The organism is Rhizobium deserti (assembly GCF_004358025.1).
Taxonomy (GTDB): Bacteria; Pseudomonadota; Alphaproteobacteria; order Rhizobiales; family Rhizobiaceae; genus Neorhizobium; species Neorhizobium deserti.
Window position 1 is genome coordinate 1,256,454 of sequence record NZ_SMTL01000001.1, and the last position, 22,096, is coordinate 1,278,549.

A 22,096-nucleotide genomic window follows, 5' to 3' on the forward strand; every position below is an offset into this window, starting at 1 on the left:
AGGACCCAAGGCGGGCTTGCCGGCTGTACTTTGGCGCGTCGCCTGAGTGGCGTTTTTCAATAATGTGACAGAAATGGAAGAAAGGTGGAAAGGGCTGTTATGGCCCTGACATGGGACGGCTCTAAGGAGGCTCGACAGGCGCGCTGTGAAAGCAGGCGCCGATCAAGAGAGCGGAGAGCGGCCCAGTGAAGATCATCCAGATCACCGATACCCATTTCAGCCCGGAGAAGCCGCATTTCAACGGCAATTGGGCGCCGCTGCTCAACTGGATCGAGGCTCAGAAGGCTGACCTCATCATCCACACCGGCGACCTCACCGTCGACGGCGCCGACAAGGACCACGACATCACCTTCTCGATGGATCTGATGCGCCAGGCAACGGCCCCTATGCTGATCGTGCCGGGCAATCACGACGTCGGCCATCTTCCGGGTTCTGACCAGCCGGTCAATGCCGAGCGCCTGCAGCGCTGGCGGCAGCTGGCTGGCGAAGATCGCTTCGTCGAAGATGCGAACGGCTGGCGGTTCGTCGGCATCAATTCGCTGCTTCTCGGCCACGAGGACGACGAAGAGGAGGCGCAATTCGAATGGCTGCGGACCGCATTCGAAGCGCGCAATGGGCGCCGGCTGGCGTTGTTTGCGCATAAGCCCCTCTTCGTCGACGACCCTCATGAAGGCGACACCGGTTATTGGGGCGTGCGTCCAAACCAGCGCAAGCATCTCTACGACCTGATCGCTTCCCATGATGTCGCCTTGTTCGCCAGCGGCCATCTCCACTGGGCCTGGCAGGGACGCCTCGAAAACACGTCTCTTGTCTGGGGGCCCTCGGCAGCCTTCATCATCGACAAGCTGGAACGGGAAATGCCGGGCGAGCGCCTGATCGGCGCCGTGGTCCACCACTTCGACGATGAAGTGAGAAGCGAGATCGTCGCCGTGCCAGGTATGACGGCCTATTACATCGATGACGTCATCCATGAAGTCTACCCGAAGCCCGCCAAGAAGGAAGCCGCCGAATGAGCGCGCTGTCCCTCCGCGACATCCGCAAATCCTTTGGCGACAACCAGATCCTCAAGGGCGTCAGCCTGGATGCCGCACCCAACGAATTCATCGCCCTCGTCGGCCCCTCGGGCTGCGGCAAGAGCACCCTGCTGCGCATCCTGGCCGGGCTTGAAAGCGCCGATAGCGGCGAAATCCGCATCGGTGATCGCGACATCGCACAGTTGCCGGCGGCAGACCGCAACATTGCCATGGTCTTCCAGTCTTACGCGCTTTATCCGCATTTGACGGCCGCGCAGAACATCGCCGTTCCGCTCGTCATGCGCAAGCTGACCCGCAGCCAGCGCCTGCCTTTGATCGGGTCGGTCATGCCGGGACAGCGCAAAGCGGTGGCCGAGATCAAGCGGGAGGTCAAGGAGATGGCGGTCTCGTTGAAGATCGATCACCTCATGGACCGCAAGCCCGGCCAGATTTCGGGCGGGCAGCGGCAGCGCGTCGCGCTCGGTCGCGCCATGGTCCGCCGTCCCTCGATCTTTCTGATGGACGAGCCACTTTCCAACCTCGATGCCAATCTGCGCGTCCATGCTCGCGGTGAGATCGTCGAGCTGCATCGGCGCGCCGGTGTGCCGACGCTTTACGTGACCCACGACCAGGCCGAAGCGCTGTCCATGGCGGACCGGGTCGCGGTGATGATTGCTGGCGATCTCCTTCAGCTTGCCCCGCCGCAGGTTATCTACGACGACCCGCAGCATATCGAGGTGGCGCGGTTCATCGGCCAGCCGCGCATCAACCTCGTTGCCTCGCAGGTGGAGGCGGACGGTACGGTGGCATTGGGGGACGCCCGCTGCGGCTTGTCCGATCGCACTGTCGAGCCCCGTGCGCCGGTAACGGTCGGCATCCGACCGGAATTCGTCGGTGTTACCCGCCATGGCGATACCGGCCTGCCGGCCCGCATCGAGCGCCTCGAATTCCTCGGCTCCGAAATCATCGTCTATGCCCGGCTGGATGCGATCGGCGACACCATGATCGCCAAGATTTCTCCGGCTGAAGGCGCGGGACTGGTGTCCGGCATGCCGGTCCGGCTGCAGGTTGCAGCAGAACATCTCTTCGTGTTTGCCGCCGATGGACAGCGCATGCCGTCCTTTCCCCTGACCACAGGCGCGGTCCGGGAGGCGGTGCATGGCTGACATGGCCGCAGTTCCGCAGACGATCGCCCTCCCGGCCCCGCGTTCGGCACCGCTCGCCGCGGAAGCCCGCAGCGCCTGGCTGCTCTCGCTTCCGGCCATCGTACTGGTCTTCCTGTTTATTCTTCTGCCGGTGGTGGCGGTGATCGGGCTCGGCTTTACCGATTTCGAACTGGGCTATGCCGGCTTCAAATTCGTCGGCCTCGACAATTACATCGAGCTTTTCACGGATCGCACCTTCCGTCAGTCTCTGTGGAACACTGCCGTCTATACCGCGATCGTCACGCCGATCTCGATCCTCATGGCTCTTGGCCTTGCCATGCTGATCGAAGCGGAAAATATCGGCCGCTCCTTCTTTAGGACAGCCTACTTCCTTCCGGTCGCCTCGCTGCTCGTGGCCATGGCAACCGTCTGGCAGTACCTGTTCCATCCGACGATCGGACCGATCAACGCCATGCTCGCGCTTGCAGGTATTCCCGGACCGAATTGGCTGGGCTCGGCGGGCACCGTCCTCTATAGCCTATCGATCATCGGCATCTGGCAGTCCGTCGGCTTCAATCTCGTCCTGTTTCTGGCCGGCCTCACAGCCATTCCCCGGGAGCTTTATGCGGCCGCTGAAGTGGACGGAGCCCGCGCCGCTTATGACCGCTTCCGACTGGTGACCTGGCCAATGCTCGGGCCGACAACGCTCTTCGTCACCACGATCAGCATCATCAGTTCGGTCAAGGTGTTCGAGACGGTGAAGACGCTGACTGAAGGCGGCCCCAACAAGGCCTCCGAGGTGCTTCTCTTCACCATCTACAAGGAAGGCTTCGTTTATCTGCGGGTCGGCTACGCCTCCGCTATGACCGTCATCTTCCTCGCCATTCTCATCGTCCTGATGTTCCTCCAGTACCGTCTCCAGGACCGGCAGGTGCATTACACATGAACAACCAATCCATCTCCCTCGCCCGTATCATCCGGCTTTCTGTCCTGAGCGTTGGTGCACTCGCCTTCCTGGCACCGTACATCTTCATGATCTCGACCGCCGGCAAGGCACAAAGCGACATCTTCACCTCGTCGCTGTCGCTCATCCCGCAGCAATGGTTCTACCTGCAGAATTTCGCCAAGGCGCTGTCGCGCGTGTCGATGGGTCGGCTGCTTTTCAACGGCATCGTTGTCTGCGGCCTCATCCTCGCAATCCAGGTCACGATCGCCATCCCTTGCGCCTATGCCATGGCCAAGCTCAAATTCCGCGGCGCGCAGGCCATGATCGTGCTCGTCATGCTCGGCCTGCTGGTGCCGATCCACGCTACCGCGCTGCCGCTCTACGTCGCCTTCGACCGTATGTCGGCGCTGAACAGCTTTTTTGCACTGGTGGCACCGTTCAGCATTTCGGTTTTTGGCATCTTCCTTTTCCTGCAGTTCTTCCGTGCCATGCCCGACGACCTCATCCATGCCGCCCGACTGGACGGCATGTCGGAAATCGGCATCATCGGGCGGGTCATCGTTCCGAATGCCTGGCCGGCCATCACGGCCTTCGCCATCTTCTCGGTCGTTGCGCACTGGAACGACCTCTACTGGCCGCTGATCGTCGTTTCCAACCAGGCCTATGCGACGCCACCACTCGGACTTTTGTACTTCCGCGCCGCAGAGGCCGGAGATGACTACGGCGCGCTGATGGCCGCCACCCTGATCATCACCCTTCCCCTCGTCCTCGCTTTTCTGTTCGCCCAGAAACGCTTCGTCGAGGGCATCACCATGACCGGTCTCAAAGGCTGACCGGCATCAACCACCACGTCCAGGAGCCATGCTTATGAAGCATTTCAGCAAACTTATTGCCGCCGCGGCGGTCGCCACCTCGGCCTTGATGTCGGTGTCGCTTCCGGCCCATGCGGAAACGACATTGACCGTGCATTATCCGATGCCGGGCTTCTTTAAGGACGTGATGGACACGATCTCCAAGAAGTTCATGGAAGAAAACCCGGACATCAAGATCCAGTTTGCAAACCCTTCCGCAAACTATGAGGAAGGCATCCAGACCATCATGCGCCAGGCAGGTACGGCAGAAATGCCGGACCTGACCTTTATCGGCCTCAACCGCCTGCGCATGGTCAACGAGCGCGACATCCCGGTCGATCTCGCCCCTTTCATCGCCAAGGAAGGCGATATGGGCAAGCTCGGCTTTTCGGACAACATCCTGAAGCTGGCCCAGGTCAATGGCACGCAGGTCGGCCTCGCCTTCGCAACGTCCAACCCGATCATGTACTATAACGCCGACCTGGTGAAGGCGGCCGGCGGCAATCCTGACGTTCCGCCAAAGACCTGGGACGAAGTGATTGCACTCGGCGCCAAGATCAAGGCGCTCGGCAACGGTGCCGATTCCATCGACTTCCGCTGGCAGGGCGACGACTGGATGTTCTCCGCGCTGCTGTTCGGCGCCGGCGGCACAATGCTTTCCGAAGACGAAAGCAAGGTCACCTTCAACGGTCCCGAAGGCCAGAAGGCCATGGCCGTTGTCGATCGCATGGTCAAGGAAGCCGGCATGCCGGTCTTCACCAAGGCAGCCGGTGAACAGGCCTTTGTCGCGGGCAAGGTCGGCTTTGCCTTCCAGACCACCGGCGCGCTTCGCAACACGATCAAGAATGTCGGCGGCAAGTTCGACCTGCGCACGGCCGAAATCCCGCTGCTAGACCCGGTCAACGGCAAGCTGCCGACCGGTGGCAATGCGGTCGTCATCCTGGCGCGCGACACTGCCAAACAGGATGCCGCCTGGAAGTTCGCAAAATTCGCAGCCGGCCCCTACGGCGCCTCGGTCGTGGTTCCCGGCACCGGCTATGTGCCGAACAACGAACTGGCTGCCAAGTCGCCTGACTATCTTGGCGACTTCTACAAGCAGAACCCGCTGTTCCAGGCCGGCCTCAAGCAGATGCCGCGCATGATCCCCTGGTATGCCTTCCCGGGCGGCAACGGCGTCCGCGTGACGCAGACCATCGTCGACAACACTTCGCGCGTCGTCGACCAGTCGGCCACACCGAAGGAAGCTCTGGACGACGCCGCAAACGAAGTGAAGCGCCTGCTGCCGCGCAGCTGATTTCGCTGAACACCCGCCATCATGCCGCCGCTTCCTCTGGAGGCGGCGGTCGGCGTATCAGGTGCCGGTAATGTCGCGCACCGTGCCGCCCCGGCGCAGCACATGGGCAACCTCAAGATGCCGGACAGGCGCCGCATTCTCGGCCATGTCAAGCAGCAGCGAGGCCGCTGTCGCGCCCATGCTGGCATCCGGCATTTCAATCGTCGTCAGCGGCGGATCCATCAACCTGCCGATGGCGATCCCGTCGAAGCCGGCAACCGAGATATCGCGCGGCACGGCAAGCCCCTCGCGCCTCAGCGCCCCGATGACGCCAAAAGCCAGAAGATCGTTCGACGCAATGATCGCACTCGGTGAAAAGGCAGTGAGTGCCGCACTGAGATCAAGCTGATCGTAGCCGCCGACAAAGGGCACCTGAACCGCGTCGAGCGGGTCCAAATCATACTCGATCATTGCCAGCCGATACCCCTCGTGTCGGGCCCGGGCGCGGTCGGAGGCGGAAAACGTTCCCGATACGAAGAGGATGCGACGATGGCCGAGCCCAAGCAGCAGTTCCGTCAGCTCACGCCCGGCACGATGATTGTTGACTGTCACGGCGGCTGGAAACGAGGAGGTCGGCATATTGTTGAGGAGGACGGTCGGGGGAAGCGACGGTGAAAGCAGGCGGCTGGCCGAAGCATCGCAAAGGGTGAGGATAAGCCCGGTCGGCCGATCGTTCAACAAAGCCGCCACGGCATCGGCCTCGCGCGCCGGGTCATAATGAGACTGGGCGATGAGAACCCCATGGCCTGCAACCAGCATTCTGTTTTCGATGCTGGATAAAGAGGACGAGAAGACGGGGTTGGTGATGCTCGGAATAAGGACGCCGATTACGGGACGTCGCCCTCCCTTGCCGGCGACGGTGGAAGCCGGACGATAGCCGAGCTCCGCTGCCGCGCGGCGCACCTTGCGGACCATGATGTCGCTGACCGGGCCGTTGCGGTTGAGCACGCGGCTTGCCGTCGCCAATGAGCATCCGGCTCTCGATGCGACCTGCTGCAGGGTAGCCATGGGACAGATCCTTTTCGCCGCTGGAGCAGCCGCTTCAGGAGATGAGCTTCTCGCGTGAAGCCTTTGCGGATCTATGTCAACAATTGAGAGGCCGCATCCTCAAGTCCCATCGCGAAAAGAAGCGCTGCTGCGACCTCAGCCCAAGCGAGCCCTGCCATGAAGGTGGTCGCCATCGACAACGGTGAAGGATGCGGGATCTTGCGGATCTGGAAGGCCCACCGAAAAATCCGTTCGCTCCCATCCCATCTAGAGCCTTCTGGCATGTTGCGGTCGACGCGCCGCGAACACGGATCGCCAGCACCTTCGATCACGACGAGGCCAACTCAGATTCCGCCAGGCTTGTCAGCGATCATACCGTCCTGAGCTACCTAAAAGAGCCCGGAGCCGAAGAAGCTCCGGAGCGGCGATAACCGAGCGCCCGGCTGAGACCGTCGGCTGCGCTCCGCACCGCAAGAAGCAGAGCCTCTCGACGCTGAACATAACGGGTCGTCGGCGCACCGAGATTAAGCGCAGCGACAACGGCTCCGCTCGCCTCGAAGACCGGAGCGGCTACGCCGGTCGATCCCGTCACAAATTCCTGGTCGTTGATCGCGTAACCGTCGCGACGGACCCGCCCGAGCAGGTCGTGGATTTTGTGGATGTCCGTTATCGTGTAGCGCGTGTAGGACAAGAGCTGTACCCGCGCGAAGTAATGATCCAGGGCGTCCTTGGAAGCATGCGCCAAGAGAACACGTCCCGTGGCCGTGCAATAGGCGGCTATGGCTGCATCCAGGTTCACGTCATAGCGAACACCATGATGGCTGACGCATTTTGCGAGCCTTCTGATGTCGCAATGGGCGGTCATCGTGGCGAGGAGAATGGTTTCGCCGGTTTCCTCACGCAGCTTCTCCATGAAGGGCGTGGCGGTGACCACCAAGGGCTCCTCGTGCCGGCGGAACGGAAAGCCATGCCGGCTTGCCTCAACAAGCATGTAACGGCCGGCATTGTCGCGCACCACATGCCCACGGGAAACGAGTGTCTGCACTAGGCCGTGAGTACTGCTTTTCGGGAGCGCCAGGTCACCAGTGATCTGCGCCAGCGATACCGCTTCCCGCTGCACCGCCAGATATTCCAGCAGATCAAGAATTCGACCGGCGCTTTTGATCTCAGAGTTCATGTATGTGAACAAAACCCCCATTGCTGGTCATCGGATCGGCTCCTAACGTTTCTGCCTAGAAAGCAGCCACTGTTTTTCCACAGTGGCAAGAGGACAAAAGATCTCATGAAGGCGACGATGACGCAAAACGATGTCTCCGAACCCTGGACATGGCCAGATAATATCTGGGAACAGAAGGTTCAGAAGGTGCGCGCAGGGCGTTCCCTCAAGCCCAACACCTGGAAGAACGGCGCACGCATGGCAGTTGCCTTGTCTTTTGATGCGGATCACGAGACGATGGAACTGCGCAATGGCGGAGTTTCATTCGGCAAGATGAGCCAAGGGCAGTACGGAGCCCGCGTCGGCGCGCCACGCATTCTACGTCTTCTCGAGAAATACGCTGTCCCTGCATCCTTCTTCATGCCGGCCGTTTCGGCGATGATCAACCGAGACGAGGTCAAGGCAGTCGTCTCGTCTGGGCATGAACTGGGCATGCACAGCTGGATCCACGAATTCAACTCGCGCCTTGACGAGGAAACCGAGCGCGATCTGGCGCTGCGGGCGGCTGATACGCTGGAACGGCTGTCCGGCATCCGCCCCGTCGGAATGCGAACCGCATCCTGGGATTTCAGCCCTTTCACGCTGAAGATCGCCCGCGAGATGGGTTTACTCTACGACTCGTCGCTGATGGCCGACGACGAGCCTTATGAGCTTCTGGAGGACGGGCTGCCGACCGGGATCGTCGAAATTCCGGTGGAATGGATCCGCGACGACGCGCCTTATGTAGCCATGGACCGCATGACGGGCGCTCGCCCTTATGGGGGACCCGTCATGGTTCTCGATATTTTCAAACGGGAGCTGGAGCTGGCTTACGAGGAAGGTGGGCTTTTCCAGGTCACCATGCATCCGCACCATATCGGCCACCGTTCGCGCATCTTCGTTCTGGAAGAAATCATCCGGCTGGCGCAATCGAAGGGCGACGTCTGGTTCACCACCCATGCGGAGCTTGCGCAATATTGCGTTGAGCAATCCGGGCTTTCTCGCACCGGCAATGCCGGGTGATCAAGATTTGACGCAGCTGAAACAACAAGGAGGGTACATCATGTCTGCCAGATTTATATCCATCGCCGCGGCGCTGGTTATGCTCAACGCATCAACCGCGCTTGCTCAGACGAAAGACACGCTGACGATCGATCTGCCGGGCGATGCGGCAACGCTCGATCCGCATCTGCAGTGGAATACCGACAGCTATTCGATCTACCGCAACATCTTCGACAACCTGCTGACGCGTGACGTTAAGGGCGAGATCGTGCCGCAGATCGCGAGCTCGTGGAAATACCTGGACGACAAGACCATCGAGTTCCAGATCCGTGAAGGCGTCACCTTCCAGGATGGCAGCAAGCTGACGGCGGAGGACGTTGCCTTTTCCATCAACCGGATTATCGACCCGAAGCTGAAGAGCCCGCAGCTGTCGCAGTTCGACCAGATCGCCAAGGCCGAAGCGACTAGCCCGACAATTGTCAAGATGACGACCAAGTCGCCCTACCCGGCGCTGCTCGCCCAGCTCGTTAAGCTGTCGATCGTGCCCAAGGCCTATGTCGAGAAGGTCGGGGACCAGGAATTCAACCTAAAGCCGCTCGGCTCCGGACCATATAAGCTGGTCAATTGGCAAAAGGGCGTGCAAAGCGAGCTCGAAGCCTATTCCGGCTACTGGCGCGTCAAGCCGCCTTTCCAGCATGTGGTTTTCCGTTCCGTCCCCGACGTATCCACCCGCATTGCCGACCTCAAGACGGGTAAGGCCGATCTCATTCGCGACGTTCCGCCGGACCAGGCCGAGAGCGTCAAGGGCGACAGCAATTCGCAGATCCTGTCGGTGCCGACGGAGCGCGTCGGCTACCTCTTCCTCAACGCCCAGGCGGGCGCCACCAAGGACGTTCGCGTCCGCCAGGCAATTGCCTATGCGATCGACAGCAAGGCCCTGGTCGAGGCGCTTCTGGAAGGCTACGGCGCGCCGGTCAACGTGGTGGGAGCCAAGCCGGTCTTCGGCTATACGGAAAAGGTACAGGGCTATGCCTACGATCCAGAAAAGGCGAAGGAGCTGATCAAGGCGGCCGGAGCCGAAGGCGCCAAGGTCGAATTCTTGACCTCTCCGGCCTATAGCCGTGCGACGATCGAAGCCATTCAGCAGATGGTCAACGACGTCGGACTGAATGTCGAGATCTCGTCAAGCGATCAGGCGACCTTCCTGAAGCGCCGCCAAGGCGATCCGGCCAATGCCGGAGGCCTTGCCTTTGGCGCCTGGTCCTGCGCCTGCCAGGATGCCGATGGCATCATCTTCCCGCTTTTTCGCACCGGCAGCATCTGGGCGAAATATTCCAACGGGAAATACGACGCTCTTGTCGATAAGGCGCGCATTATCCTCGATCAGGACGAGCGGCTGAAGCTCTACGAACAGGCCTATGAAATTCTGCGTGAGGACGTTCCAGGTCTCGGTCTTTATCAGGCCTACGCCGTCTATGGGGCGAACAAGAAGCTGAAATGGCAGCCGACCGCCAATGAAGCAATGTTCGTCACCGACATGAGCTGGCAGCAGTAAGCCAGCGAGAGGATAGGCAAGCGACATGGTGAGATACGCTGCGGAACGATTGATACAGGCGATCATTGCGATCTTCGGCGTGCTCACCATCGTCTTCGTCGTCATGCATCTTTCGGGCGATCCGACCCTGCTGCTGGTGCCGCAGGATGCATCGGCCGAAATGATCGCCCAGCTTCGCCAACAGCTGGGCTTCGACCGGCCGATCTGGGTGCAATACCTGGACTATCTTCGGGGCCTGGCGCATTTCGACTTCGGCATTTCCGTAGTTCAGCGGGTGCCTGCGGCCGATATCGTTGCCTCCCGTGTCCCCTATACAGTCATGCTGGCCTCCGGGGCTTTGCTTGTCGCGATCGGCATGGGCATTCCGGCCGGCATTGTCATGGCCACCCGGCGCGGCGGCTGGCTGGAAAGGTTGCTGACGGCAATCGTGGTAACCGGCCAGAGCGTCCCGACCTTTCTTTCCGGCATCGTGCTGATTTTCGTCTTTGGGGTGACCCTGCGCTGGCTGCCGACGTCCGGATCCGGCGACTTCGTTTCCCTGATCATGCCTTCCATCGCGCTTGGTGCGCTTTCCATGTCCACCTTTGCGCGCATGACGCGGATTTCCATAATCGACGAGCTTGGCAAAGACTATGTCCGGGCCGGTCGCGCCAGGGGCCTTTCCTTGAGCGCCGTCGTCTTCCGGCATGTGCTGAGGAACGCCGCCATTCCGGTGATTACGATCGCCGCCCTCGAGATCGGCAATCTGCTCGCGGGGGCGGTGATCGTCGAAACCGTGTTTGCCTGGCCCGGCATCGGCCAGCTGGCCATCCAATCGATCCAATCGCGCGACTTCCTGGTCGTCCAGGTAATCGTGCTGCTGATTTCCTTTGTTTACGTGATGACCAGCGTGCTTGCGGATCTGGTCTACGCCATTGTCGATCCACGCATCCGCATGGCGCGCTAAGGAGGTCTTGATGAACACAGCGACCTTTGCCATCCGTCAGCGCATCCGCCGCGTGCCCTTGTCGGTGATCGTCGTCTCGACCCTTCTGCTGGTAATCGTTCTCCTGGCGATCCTGGCGCCGTGGATAGCACCTGCGGATCCGGCCAAGCAGAACCTGCTCGCCCGCCTCAAGCCGCCGGGCTTCGAATTGCGCGGCATCACCTATTGGCTCGGCACTGACGATCTGGGCCGTGATCTTCTGTCGCGCACGCTTTACGGCGCCGGCGTGTCGCTTTCTGTTGCGATCCTTTCTGTCGTCGTATCGACGCTGCTCGGCGTGACGCTTGGAATGGTGGCCGGATGGTTCCGGGGCAAGATCGAAGTGATCATCATGCGGCTTGTCGATATTATGATGTCGATTCCAGCCATTCTGCTGGCAGTGCTTACCGTCGCCGTCCTTGGTCCCGGCTTCCTCAAGCTCGTTCTGGTGCTCGGCCTCACCCGCTGGCCGCGTTATACCCGCGTTGCCTACGCGCAAACGCTGCAGGTGGCGAACCTGCCTTTCATCAAGGCTTCGGAACTGGCCGGCGCCGGTGCCGCGCGCATTCTGTTTCACCACATTCTGCCGAACATTGCAGGCCCCGTGCTGATCGTCACGACTGCCGAATTCGGCCTGATGATCCTGATGGAAGCAGGCTTGTCCTTTCTCGGGCTCGGCATCCAGCCGCCGGCCGCCAGCTGGGGGTCGATCATGAGCGTCGGACGCCAGTATCTGGAACGCGCCTGGTGGATCGTCGCCTTTCCCGGCGCCTGTCTCTTCCTGCTCGTCTTTTCCGTCAACGTGCTTGGCGACTGGTTGCGTGATCAGCTCGACCCACGTTCCCGTTCGCGTTGAGGTATTTAGCCATGGAATTTGAAAACAAGACCATCGTCATAACCGGAGCCGCCGGCATTTTCGGCCGCTGGATCGCGGCCTATTTCGCCCGCGAAGGTGCCCGCCTTTGCTTGAGCGATGTGCGCATGGACGGCTTGGAAAAGGCCGTCTCGGAGCTTGCCCTCGACCCATCGAAAGTGCTGCTGCACGCGACCGAACTGACGAACGACGCTTCCATGCTGGAACTCGTCGATCTCGTGAAACGCGAATGGCAGGCGCCGGACATCCTGATCAACAATGCCGGCATCTATACTCGCTTCAGCTTGCTCGAGATGGAGTTTTCGGACTGGGACCGTGTCTTCGACGTCAACCTGCGCGCACCCTTCGTGCTGACCCGCGAGATGGCCAAGCTGATGATTGCAGATGGTAAAAAGGGCTCGATCGTCAACATTTCCTCTGGCGCGGCCCGCAAGATGACCCAGAACGGCGTACCCTATTGCACCTCGAAGACCGCGATCGAACGGCTGTCCAAGGGCTTTGCCATGGAGCTTGCCGAATACGGTATCCGCGTCAACGTCGTAGAGCCGGGCTTTGCGCCAGGCAGCGAAGTGAGCGAACTTTCCGACGACTACGTTTCCAATATGCTGAAGAACATCCCGCTTGGCCGCTCCAGCGGGCCAGAGGACGCACCGGCGGCAATCGCCTATCTCTGCTCCGATAAGGCTGCCTTCGTTACCGGCGCCGTTCTTTCGGTCGATGGCGGCAATTCGATCGGCAACTACAAGCGCCCCGAACGAGGCTGACCGAATGGAAATGCAAGTAACCGATCCGTTGTTGTCCGTCGATAGCCTGACCATCGATATCGGCGGCGCGAATGTCGTGGACGATGTTTCCTTTTCCGTGGCGCCCGGCAAGGTCATGGCCCTGGTCGGGGAATCGGGCTGCGGCAAGTCTCTGACCTCCTATGCCATGCTCGGTCTGCTTCCTCCAGCCGCAAGACGCACGGCCGGCCGCATCCTGCTGCAGGGCGAGGATCTAGCAGCCATGACCGAGCGGCAGTTCCGCAAGGCGCGCGGCAAAGACATTTCGATCATCTTCCAGGAACCGACCGCATCGCTCGATCCGCTGACGACGGTCGGCGCGCAGATCGTGGAAGCCTACCGTGCCCACCACGGCGCCTCCAGAGCGCAAGCCTATGAACAGGCGCGGCAGATGCTGGTCGATGTCGGCATTGCCGATCCAGACCGGCGCCTGCATCAGTATCCTTTCGAGCTTTCGGGCGGCATGTGCCAGCGCATCATGATCTCGATCGCACTGATCTGCGGCCCCCGCGTGCTGGTCGCCGACGAGCCGACCACTGCGCTCGACGTGACCATCCAGGCTCAGATTCTCGATCTCATGAAAAAGCTGGTTGCCGATCGCGGCACGGCGATCGTGCTGATCACCCACGACATGGGCGTGGTCGCCGACATCGCCGACGACGTGGCGGTCATGTATGCCGGACGTATTGCCGAAATCGCTCCCGTGCACGCTTTGTTTCAGGCGCCGAAACATCCCTATACCGCACTGCTGCTTGCCAGCGTGCCAAAGCTCGAAGACGCGCCAAAGGCGGACCTGGCGACCATTGAGGGGACGGTGCCGACCCCGAACGAGTTCGGCGTCGGCTGTCGTTTCGCCGATCGCTGTCCGCTGGTCACCGACAAGTGTCGGCGCGAGCAGCCGCCGCTCTTCGATTGCGGCGGGGGGCATCGCTCCGCCTGTTGGCATATCGACCGTATGGTCGAGATCTGCGAGGTCGCGGCATGAGCGATACCAACAATGTTCTGGAAATCCGCGACGTCACGGTACACTTCGGTGGCCGCGGCGGCCTGCTGGGCAAGGCTGGACCGGTGGTGAAGGCCGTCAACGGCGTCAACCTCGATATCGGCCGTGGCGAAACGGTCGCGCTCGTGGGGGAATCCGGCTGCGGCAAGTCTACCTTGTCGAACACGATCGTTGGTCTGCAGCCGCCCAATTCCGGCAGCGTCAGGATTGGCGGCGAGGAGGTCGTCGGGGCGGATCGCCGGAAACTGAACGACATCCGCCGCAAGGTGCAGATGATTTTTCAGGATCCCGCCCTTTCCCTAGATCCCCGCTCCACCATCGGCGCAACGATTGCCGAACCGCTGATCGTTCGTCGCATCGCCAAGGGCAAGGCCTTGACGGAACGGGTCGCCATGCTCCTGCAACAGGTTGGGCTGCGACCGGAGCACGCAGATCGTTATCCGCACCAGTTTTCGGGTGGGCAGCGGCAACGCGTGGTGATCGCCCGCGCCCTGGCGCTAGAGCCCGATCTCGTTATCTGTGACGAGCCTGTTTCTGCGCTGGACGTGTCGGTGCGGGCCCAGGTCCTCAATCTGCTGGTCGCCTTGCAGAAGCGCATGGGCGTATCCTATCTCTTCGTCAGCCACGATCTCGGCGTCGTGCGGCATATCTGCGACCGGGTCGTCGTCATGTATCTTGGGCGGTTCGTCGAGATGGCCGACCGCGACACGTTCTTTTCCAGTCCGAAACATCCCTATACGCGTGCGCTGATGTCGGCCGTGCCGGAAGCGGATCCGATGATCCAGCGTTCCAAGGAGCGCATCATTCTTCACGGCGAGTTGCCGAGCCCTGCCAATATGCCATCCGGCTGCCCTTTCCATACCCGCTGTCCGCTGGCGACGGAGATCTGCTCCGAAGTTCGGCCCGAGCTGACGCCGCGTCCGGACGGCGCTCTTGTCGCCTGCCATCACGCGTAGCCACTATTACCCGAAGAGAATGCCATGACCGACGCGCCGACCACTGAGACTCTCAGGCTGAGCGGACTGGATGCTGCGGCGACGATCCGGGTCGACCGCTGGGGCATCCCGCATATCAAGGCGGAGAGCGAAAAGGATCTGTTTTTTGTGCAGGGCTTCAATGCCGCACGGGATCGGCTATGGCAGCTCGACCTTTGGCGAAAGCGCGGCCTCGGCCTGCTGGCTGCGGATTTCGGTCCCGGTTATCTGGCGCAGGACCACGCGGCGCGCCACTTCCTCTACCGCGGCGACATGGCGCCAGAATGGGTTTCCTACGCGCCGGATACGCAGGAAATCTGCACCGCCTTCGTCGCCGGGATCAACGCCTATATCGGTCTCTGTGAGGCTCAGCCGGAACGGCTGCCGCCCGAATTTGCGATCTTCGGCACCAGCCCGGGGCGCTGGCAGGCTGCGGATGTGGTGCGGATCCGCAGCCATGCCCTGACCCGCAACGGCCTGTCGGAAATCCTGCGCGCCAATATCATGACGCTTGCCGACGCCAAGACGGACCTCCTGCGCTTCGAGCTCGATCCGCCAGTCGACCCCAAGCCCGCCGAAGGCATTTCGCTGGCCGATATCCCGCTTGCCGCGACCCGTCTCTTCAAGCTTGCGACCGCTCCCGTGACCTTCGAAACGGAACGCCTTGCCGCTACCCTTGATGACATCTGGAAATGGACGGAGGTGACGGATCTCGGCGACATCGTCCAGCGCGTCACGGAAGAGGGATCAAACAATTGGGCCGTGCACGGCTCACGCACGCAAAGCGGCCGACCGATCCTCGCCAGCGACCCGCACCGCGCCCATGCTGTACCGTCTCTGCGCTATCTGGTGCATCTCCAGGCGCCCGGCTTCAATGCCATCGGCACCGGCGAGCCCACCGCGCCGGGTATTTCGCTCGGTCATAATGACAGGCTCTCCTTCGGCCTGACGATCTTCGGCGCCGACCAGGAAGACATCTATGTCTACGAGACGAAAGAGGGCGATCCCAATGTCTACCGCTACGGCGACGGCTGGGAAGCGATCACCCGGCTGGAAGAAGCATTTGAAGTCCGGGGTTTCGACGAGCAGAGGCTGACCCTCTGCTTCACGCGCCACGGCCCGGTCCTGCACGAGAACCGCGACAAGCGGCAGGTCATCGCCATGCGCTCCGTGTGGCTGTCGCCGGGTTCGGCCGCTTATCTCGGTAGCCTTTCCTATATGCGCAGCGGCTCGGTGACGGCGTTTGCCGAAACCCTTGGCGCCTGGGGGACCCCGTCGGTCAACCACGTGACTGCAGACGTGAACGGCGATATCGGCTGGTTCACAGCCGGTTTCACACCGATCCGGCACAACTGGGAAGGCCTGCTGCCGGTGCCGGGCCACGGCTCCCATGAATGGAACGGCTTCCTGCCGGCCGACCAATTGCCCCGCAGCACCAATCCGCCCGAAGGCTTCGTCGCCTCCGCCAATGAAATGAACCTGCCGGCCGACCGTGACAAACAATCACCGTCGATCGGCCATGAATGGGCGGAAGTCAGCCGCGCCCAAAGGATCAAGTCCGTGCTTGCGGCGGATCCGGCCCATACGCTGCAGGCTTCGATGGCGCTTCAGACGGATACCTATTCCCGCCCGGCCGCCACGCTGTGCAGCCTGTTGCGAGAAGTCGCAGCTCGCCATCCGCTTGACGACATGCAGTCCCAGGGGCTGGCTCTGCTTGAAAATTGGGATTGTCGCCTGGACGCTGTCAGCGCCGCGGCAGCACTCTCCGAGGTGTGGTGGATGAAACATCTCCGCCCGGCCCTGCTGGCACGCTTCGCACCCAACGCGACGGTGCGGCAATTGCTGCTGCCAGGCGATGTCGACCGCATGCTGGCGCTGCTGAGCGAGCCGGGCGACCATTGGGATCCAGCAGAGCGGGACGCGATGCTGCTTTCCACCTTCTCGACCGGCTTTGAGGATTGCCGGGACCGGCTCGGCCGTGAGCCCGGCCTTTGGCAGTGGGGCAAGCTGCACCGCGCCTTGTTCGAGCATGCAATGAGCCGCCTGCAGTCCGACAAGGACGGTCAGTGGGATGTCGGACCGCTCCCGATGGGCGGCAGCCGGTCGACCCCCATGCATGCGGGCTACCGGATGAGCGACTTCGGCGTCAACGCCGGCGCCTCCGTGCGCCTCGTCATGGATGTCGGCGACTGGGACAACAGCGTCTGCATCAACGCGCCAGGCCAGTCCGGCGATCCGCGCTCGCGGCATTACGCCGATCTCGCCGAAGCTTGGTCGAAGGGGGAATATGTTCCCTTGCTCTTCAGCGACGCGGCGATCGACAAGCAAGCCCTCCACCGGATCATGCTTCTGCCGGCCTGATCGGTAGCCCGACTACGGGAGCAGGGTCGCGGCAATCTTCAAGCCTCGCCCTCTACTCCACACATCAACATGCGTCGCGAATGCATGGACCGGCGGTCTGATAAGAAAAAACCGCTGGTACCACCCATAAGAGCCGGTCAGACGGCCGCGCGTGGATCACGCTTGGCGAGGCGGGCGAGCAGGTAATCCACCTCCGCCCTGGCTGCTGCCGAAAGCATCTGGGCCGGCTTTCGCTGTGCATCCGAGGCGATGACGCCGCGACGCTTCAGCACGTATTTGCGGATCGCCAGGCCGATGCCCAGCTGTTGCTCATATCGGATCAGAGGCAGATGAGCGTCGAAAAGGTCATGGGCCTCGTCCCGTTTGCCTTGTGCGAAAAGGTCGATCAATTCGCTGAGCATGTCTGGGAAGCCGTAACCGGTCATCGCACCATCGGCGCCCCGTTCCGGTTCGAAGTCAAGGAACATGCCGCCATTGCCGCAGAGGATCGAGAAGGGCCGAAGCTCGCCGGCCTTCTGCATGGCCCGCAGCCTGGAAATCTTTTCGAGGCCCGGCCAATCCTCATGCTTCAGCATCAGGCAGGACGGGTGGTTGCTGATGATCTTGGCGACAACGCCCGGTGACATCACGACATTGAGCGTCAGCGGATAATCCTGCAGGACCCAAGGCACGTCTTCGCCCACTGCTTCCACCGCCTGGGCAAAATAGTTGACGATCTGGTCGTCCGTCCTCAATGCCGGCGTCGGCGCGATCATCACGCCGGCCGCGCCAATCTCCATGGACGAACGCGCAAGCGATTTCATTGCTGCGAAGCCGGGAGCAGAGACACCGACGATCACCGGCACCTTGGCGCGTGATACGACCCGCTTGATGATCGCCCGGCTTTCTTCCGGCTCGAGCTTGGGAGCCTCTCCCATGATGCCGAGAATGGTAATGCCCGTGCAGCCGCTGTCCTGATAAAAATCCGTCAGGCGATCAACCGAGTCGAAGTCTATCGATCCGTTTTCGAAAAAAGGCGTCGTTGCGATGGCGTAAACACCTTTGGACTGAACCCCGAACGTCATTCTCTATCCCCTGAACATTGGCTTATGCGCGCGCGCCATGCGTCATTAACCGATCTCGTCGCCTTTTGCAGCAGGGGATCGAGGTCAAGATCTGAAATCTGCAGTTCTCTCCCACAAGCCACCCACAGTCGCTCACGCCCGTCCTGTCCGGCGGCTGAGCAGGGCTTCCACCGCCGTGAGCGCATCATAGATCAGTACGGCGAGAGCGCCGACGATCAGCCCGCCCTGCAGGATGAATGCCAGATTGTTCGACTGCAGCCCGGCAATGATGACTTCCCCGAGCGTCTTTGCGGCAACCGTCGAACCTATGGTGGCAGTGGCCAGGCTGATGACGACGGACAGCCGAATGCCGCCGACGATGACCGGCAGGGAGAGCGGCAGTTCGACTTGCAGGAGACGCTGGAAATCGGTCATGCCGGTGCCGCGTGCAGCCTCCATCACCGACCGCGGCAGGTTGGTCAGGGCGGTCAGCGTGTTTTCGAAGATCGGCAGCAGGCCGTAAAGAAAAAGCGCGATCAGCGTCGGCTTTTCACCGAAGCCGACCGCCGGAACTGCCAGTGCCAGAACGGCAACCGGCGGGAAGGTCTGGCCGATATTGACCAGGCTGCGGGACAGAGGAAGGAATTCCGCGCCGAACGGCCGTGTGACCATGATGGCCAGCAGTATCGCGACCAGTGTTGCAAGAACGGTGGCGATGAACACGGTCCTCAAATGCAGCAGCGTCAGATCGATCAGGCTGCCCTGATTGTAGATCGCCGGTGCATTCGGCTGCACGAGGGGCTTGAGCAGCGGCTCGAAAACCTGAGGCGCCAGGAGGAAGGCGATCAGCACGAGGCACAGGAGCGCGCGCAGGAATGTCGGGAGCCATGCTTTCATTGCAGCCTCGAAGCGCGCTTCACCAGCGCCTCAAGCGTCACGCGTCCCATCGGCGCACCACCGGCCGAAACAACCGGAGCCGCCCTTCGTCCACTCCAAAGAAGCTCCGCAAGCACCTCCTGCTGGCTCAGGTCTTCCCGGATTGGTTCACCTTCCGCCTCTCCTGGTTCTGCCGCGGCGCACGCGGTGCCGGTCGACAGCAAGCGGAACGGTCGCTCGGTTTCGCCGATCAGGGTTTCGACGAAGGTATTGGCCGGCGCCCGCACGAGTTCGGCGGGCGGCCCGTATTGCAGCACACTACCCTTGTCCATGACGGCAATCTTGTTCGCCAGATGGAAGGCCTCGTTCATGTCATGGGTCACGAGAACGATGGTCGTGTTGAAGTGCTTCTGGATCGCCAAAAGATCGTCCTGCGCCTTTGCACGAATAATCGGATCCAGTGCCCCGAACGGCTCGTCCATCAACAATATATTCGGCTCGGCGGCCAGGGCCCGCGCCACGCCGACCCGTTGTTGCTGACCGCCGGAAAGCTCATGCGGATATCGATCGGCGAATGTCGCAGGGTCCAGCTGGAAGAGCGCCAGCAATTCCTCCACCTTGGCCGCTGTCCGGGATTTGCCCCAGCCGAGCAGGCCCGGGACGGTGGCAATATTCTGTGCCACGGTGCGATGGGGAAAGAGACCATGTCCCTGAATGGCGTAGCCGATCCGGCGGCGCAGTTCATGAGCGGGCATCGAGCGGTTGTCTTCTCCGTCGATGCGGATCGTCCCGAAGGTCGGCTCGACCAGCCGGTTGATCATTCTCATCAGCGTCGTCTTGCCGGATCCGGAGGTGCCGACTACCACCGTCACGGTCCGCGGTTCGATCACCATGGAAACGCCGTCCACAACCGTCGTGTCGTCATAGCGCTTGGTGATGCCCTCGATCTCGATCATGCCGATCCGGCTCCGTTGGATATGCGTGAATTCGCCTGGATCAGCGCGTCGAGAAGCACCGCAGCGGCAAATGCCAACGCCACCGTCGGGACTGCGCCCAGAAGCACGAGATCCATGGCCGTCTGGCCGATCCCCTGAAAAACGAAGACCCCGAACCCGCCGCCACCGATCAGCGCCGCAATGGTGGCAAGCCCGATATTCTGGACCAGCACGATGCGAATGCCGGTGAGGATGACCGGCAGGGCCAGCGGGAACTCGATCTGGAATAGGCGCTGCATGTCGGTCATGCCGGTACCGCGAGCCGCCTCATTGGCCTCACGCGGCACGCCGGCGAGGCCGACCACGGTATTGGCGACGATCGGCAGCAGTGAATAAAGGAAGAGCGCTACGAAAGCGGGCGCTACACCGATGCCGCGGATGCCGATCGCCGCAGCGCCCGGCACGGTCGCCGCGATCCAGGCAAGTGGCGCGATGAGGATGCCGAACAAGGCGATCGACGGGATCGTCTGGATCAGGTTGAGGATATTGAGAACGCTGGCGCGCAAGGGTGCGACCCGATGGCAAAGAACGCCGAGCGGCAGGCCGACAACTGTGGCGGCCACGAGCGATCCTAAGGCCAGCATCACATGCTTGCCCGCTTCAGCCCAGAAGACATCGGCGCGGCCGGCATATTCCTTCATGATCGAAAGGCCGCTCCAGATGCCCGATAGAAAAATCAGGGCGATGCCGGCGGCGGCGATAAACAGGAACAGCACCCGCATCCACGGCGCAGGCTTCAACCGCGTGATTGCATCTGCAGCCAGCAACGCAAAGGCAAAAAGCAGGATCCAGAAACCCGACGCCGGCGAAACGCGCGCGTAGCTATTGCCCGCCGGCGTCAGGAAATCTGCGGCAAGTCCAATGGCGACGGCGAGCGTCGCCAGGGCGCTCGCGGCGGCGCCCAGCTTTAGCCAGGGCGGCGTTCGGAAAAGAGCGACGAACACAGTAAGGAGCATGAGCACTATCAGGGCCGCTCCCGCCCAGGCCGGGAAGCACTCCAAGATCGACTTTACTTGTCCCTGAACGATGCGGTTCGGCTTCAGCACGGCAAAGCCAGAGCCAAGCGTGCCATAGGCAGCAATCAGCGTAATGGCCACGCCAAGCTTGTCAAACCGGATCCGCACGCCGCCTCCCTGCACCAGAAGCAATAGAAAAGCCGGGCGGCCATGCGCCCGGCCGATACTGACATGAACTGCCTGTTTCCCGGTTTACTTCAAGAAGCCGTTCTTCTTGAGGAAATCCTCGGCAACCGCCTTGGCCGGCTCGCCGCCGACCTGAACACGTCCGTTCAAATCCTGCAGCGTCACGAGGTCGAGCTTTTCGAAGACGGGCTTCAGCAGGCTTTCGATCGTCGGATCCTTCTTCAGAACCTCTTCGCGGATGATCGGTGCCGGCTGGTAAACCGGCTGTACACCCTTGTCGTCTTCAAGAACCACAAGTCCGGAGGGCGCAATTCCACCGTCCGTGCCGTAGACCATGGCCGTGTTCGCGCCATTGGTCTGGTTGGCAGCGGCTGCGATGGTTGCGGCAGTGTCGCCGCCGGACAGGGTGATGAGCTGGTCGGGCTTCAGCTTGAAGCCGTAGGTGGTCTGGAAGGCTGGCAATGCGGCTGCCGAATTGACGAATTCGGACGAAGCCGCAAGAACGATCTTGCCACCACCGGAAACAAATTTACCGAAATCCGTCAACGTCGTCAGCTTGTTCGCATCAGCAATGTCCTTGCGCACAGCAATGGCCCAGGTATTGTTGGCCGGCGACGGCGTCAGCCATACGATCTTGTTGGCATCGTAATCGAGTTTCTTGACCGCCTCATAGGCTTTGGACGGATCCTTCCAGGCCGGATCATCGCCCTTTTCAAAGAAGAAGGCGCCGTTGCCGGTATATTCGGGATAGATGTCGATCTCGCCTGCTGCAAGCGCTTTGCGCACCACCGGTGTCGCCCCGAGCTGGAGACGGTCGGTGGCGTCGATCTTGTTGGCCTTCAGGACCGACAGGATGATGTTTCCAAGCACGCCGCCTTCGGTGTCGATCTTGGAAGACACCACCACCTGCGCATGAGCCATGCCGGCAGACACACCGAGCGCCACGGCGACGGCCAAAAGCTTCTTCTTCAATGACATGTGAACTTCCTCCGGATCGCCAACAGGCACTCGCTCGACCAATGTCCGCCCGTTCGTTCGGACGACAGGCTATATTA

Annotated in this window: 20 protein-coding genes; 13 read left to right on the forward strand and 7 right to left on the reverse strand. The window is 61.5% G+C overall.

The window, feature by feature from the left end; all coding sequences use genetic code 11:
• The first annotated feature begins 185 nt into the window (after positions 1-185).
• From E2F50_RS06010 to E2F50_RS06030, 5 genes are read left to right on the forward strand one after another with little or no spacing between them, the layout of a single operon-like run.
• The gene (locus tag E2F50_RS06010; protein ID WP_133315102.1) at positions 186-1,013 is read left to right on the forward strand and encodes a metallophosphoesterase family protein; all 828 of its coding nucleotides are present in this window, start codon (positions 186-188) and stop codon (positions 1,011-1,013) included.
• Complete coding sequence (locus tag E2F50_RS06015) at positions 1,010-2,179, forward strand: ABC transporter ATP-binding protein (protein ID WP_133315103.1); 1,170 nt, start codon at positions 1,010-1,012, stop codon at positions 2,177-2,179. Before E2F50_RS06010 ends, E2F50_RS06015 begins: the two co-directional genes overlap by 4 nt.
• 1 nt (position 2,180) lies before the next feature.
• Positions 2,181-3,104, forward strand: a complete 924-nt coding sequence (locus E2F50_RS06020; RefSeq protein ID WP_245515324.1) for a carbohydrate ABC transporter permease — start codon at positions 2,181-2,183, stop codon at positions 3,102-3,104.
• Positions 3,101-3,937 carry a carbohydrate ABC transporter permease gene (locus E2F50_RS06025; RefSeq protein WP_133315105.1) on the forward strand — a complete coding sequence of 279 codons (837 nt, stop codon included), beginning with the start codon at positions 3,101-3,103 and terminating at the stop codon, positions 3,935-3,937. The genes E2F50_RS06020 and E2F50_RS06025 overlap by 4 nt, the downstream gene beginning before the upstream one ends.
• 34 nt (positions 3,938-3,971) lie before the next feature.
• A complete protein-coding gene (locus E2F50_RS06030; RefSeq protein WP_133315106.1) occupies positions 3,972-5,249 on the forward strand; it encodes an ABC transporter substrate-binding protein in 1,278 nt (425 codons plus the stop codon).
• Positions 5,250-5,306: 57 nt separating this feature from the next.
• Here E2F50_RS06030 and E2F50_RS06035 read toward each other — a convergent pair whose 3' ends face one another.
• Both E2F50_RS06035 and E2F50_RS06040 read right to left on the reverse strand, forming a co-directional pair.
• Positions 5,307-6,296: a substrate-binding domain-containing protein gene (locus E2F50_RS06035; RefSeq protein WP_133315107.1), complete on the reverse strand. Its 990-nt coding sequence runs from the start codon at positions 6,294-6,296 to the stop codon at positions 5,307-5,309.
• 364 nt (positions 6,297-6,660) lie between these two features.
• Positions 6,661-7,452 carry an IclR family transcriptional regulator gene (locus E2F50_RS06040; RefSeq protein WP_245515302.1) on the reverse strand — a complete coding sequence of 264 codons (792 nt, stop codon included), beginning with the start codon at positions 7,450-7,452 and terminating at the stop codon, positions 6,661-6,663.
• A gap of 117 nt (positions 7,453-7,569) precedes the next feature.
• Here E2F50_RS06040 and E2F50_RS06045 point away from each other — a divergent pair, with 117 nt between their 5' ends.
• Genes E2F50_RS06045 through E2F50_RS06080 form a run of 8 tightly spaced genes read left to right on the forward strand, consistent with a single transcriptional unit; the run spans position 7,570 to position 16,985 of the window.
• Complete coding sequence (locus E2F50_RS06045; RefSeq protein ID WP_245515303.1) at positions 7,570-8,493, forward strand: polysaccharide deacetylase family protein; 924 nt, start codon at positions 7,570-7,572, stop codon at positions 8,491-8,493.
• A 40-nt stretch (positions 8,494-8,533) separates the two neighbouring features.
• Complete coding sequence (locus E2F50_RS06050; protein WP_133315110.1) at positions 8,534-10,027, forward strand: ABC transporter substrate-binding protein; 1,494 nt, start codon at positions 8,534-8,536, stop codon at positions 10,025-10,027.
• A 25-nt stretch (positions 10,028-10,052) separates the two neighbouring features.
• Positions 10,053-10,973, forward strand: coding sequence for an ABC transporter permease (locus tag E2F50_RS06055; RefSeq protein WP_133315111.1), 921 nt, complete (start codon positions 10,053-10,055; stop codon positions 10,971-10,973).
• Positions 10,974-10,983: 10 nt separating this feature from the next.
• Positions 10,984-11,847, forward strand: a complete 864-nt coding sequence (locus tag E2F50_RS06060) for an ABC transporter permease (RefSeq protein ID WP_133315112.1) — start codon at positions 10,984-10,986, stop codon at positions 11,845-11,847.
• An 11-nt stretch (positions 11,848-11,858) separates the two neighbouring features.
• Positions 11,859-12,629, forward strand: coding sequence for an SDR family NAD(P)-dependent oxidoreductase (locus tag E2F50_RS06065; protein ID WP_133315113.1), 771 nt, complete (start codon positions 11,859-11,861; stop codon positions 12,627-12,629).
• Between the two features lie 4 nt (positions 12,630-12,633).
• Positions 12,634-13,632 (forward strand): ABC transporter ATP-binding protein, encoded by a 999-nt coding sequence (locus E2F50_RS06070; RefSeq protein ID WP_133315114.1) that lies wholly within the window; start codon positions 12,634-12,636, stop codon positions 13,630-13,632.
• Positions 13,629-14,606: an ABC transporter ATP-binding protein gene (locus E2F50_RS06075; RefSeq protein ID WP_133315115.1), complete on the forward strand. Its 978-nt coding sequence runs from the start codon at positions 13,629-13,631 to the stop codon at positions 14,604-14,606. The genes E2F50_RS06070 and E2F50_RS06075 overlap by 4 nt, the downstream gene beginning before the upstream one ends.
• Positions 14,607-14,630: 24 nt before the next feature.
• Positions 14,631-16,985, forward strand: a complete 2,355-nt coding sequence (locus tag E2F50_RS06080; protein ID WP_133315116.1) for a penicillin acylase family protein — start codon at positions 14,631-14,633, stop codon at positions 16,983-16,985.
• 137 nt (positions 16,986-17,122) lie between these two features.
• Here the strand turns inward: E2F50_RS06080 and E2F50_RS06085 are convergent, their stop codons facing one another.
• The 5 genes from E2F50_RS06085 to osmF form a co-directional block, all read right to left on the reverse strand.
• Positions 17,123-18,049, reverse strand: a complete 927-nt coding sequence (locus E2F50_RS06085; protein WP_133315117.1) for a dihydrodipicolinate synthase family protein — start codon at positions 18,047-18,049, stop codon at positions 17,123-17,125.
• A gap of 132 nt (positions 18,050-18,181) precedes the next feature.
• Positions 18,182-18,925 carry an ABC transporter permease gene (locus E2F50_RS06090; protein WP_133315118.1) on the reverse strand — a complete coding sequence of 248 codons (744 nt, stop codon included), beginning with the start codon at positions 18,923-18,925 and terminating at the stop codon, positions 18,182-18,184.
• On the reverse strand, positions 18,922-19,860 hold the full coding sequence (locus E2F50_RS06095) for an ABC transporter ATP-binding protein (protein WP_133315119.1): 939 nt from the start codon (positions 19,858-19,860) through the stop codon (positions 18,922-18,924). Before E2F50_RS06095 ends, E2F50_RS06090 begins: the two co-directional genes overlap by 4 nt.
• Complete coding sequence (locus E2F50_RS06100; protein WP_133315120.1) at positions 19,857-21,023, reverse strand: ABC transporter permease; 1,167 nt, start codon at positions 21,021-21,023, stop codon at positions 19,857-19,859. Before E2F50_RS06100 ends, E2F50_RS06095 begins: the two co-directional genes overlap by 4 nt.
• An 84-nt stretch (positions 21,024-21,107) precedes the next feature.
• Positions 21,108-22,019 (reverse strand): glycine betaine ABC transporter substrate-binding protein OsmF, encoded by a 912-nt coding sequence (gene osmF, locus E2F50_RS06105; protein ID WP_133315121.1) that lies wholly within the window; start codon positions 22,017-22,019, stop codon positions 21,108-21,110.
• Positions 22,020-22,096: the final 77 nt, after the last annotated feature.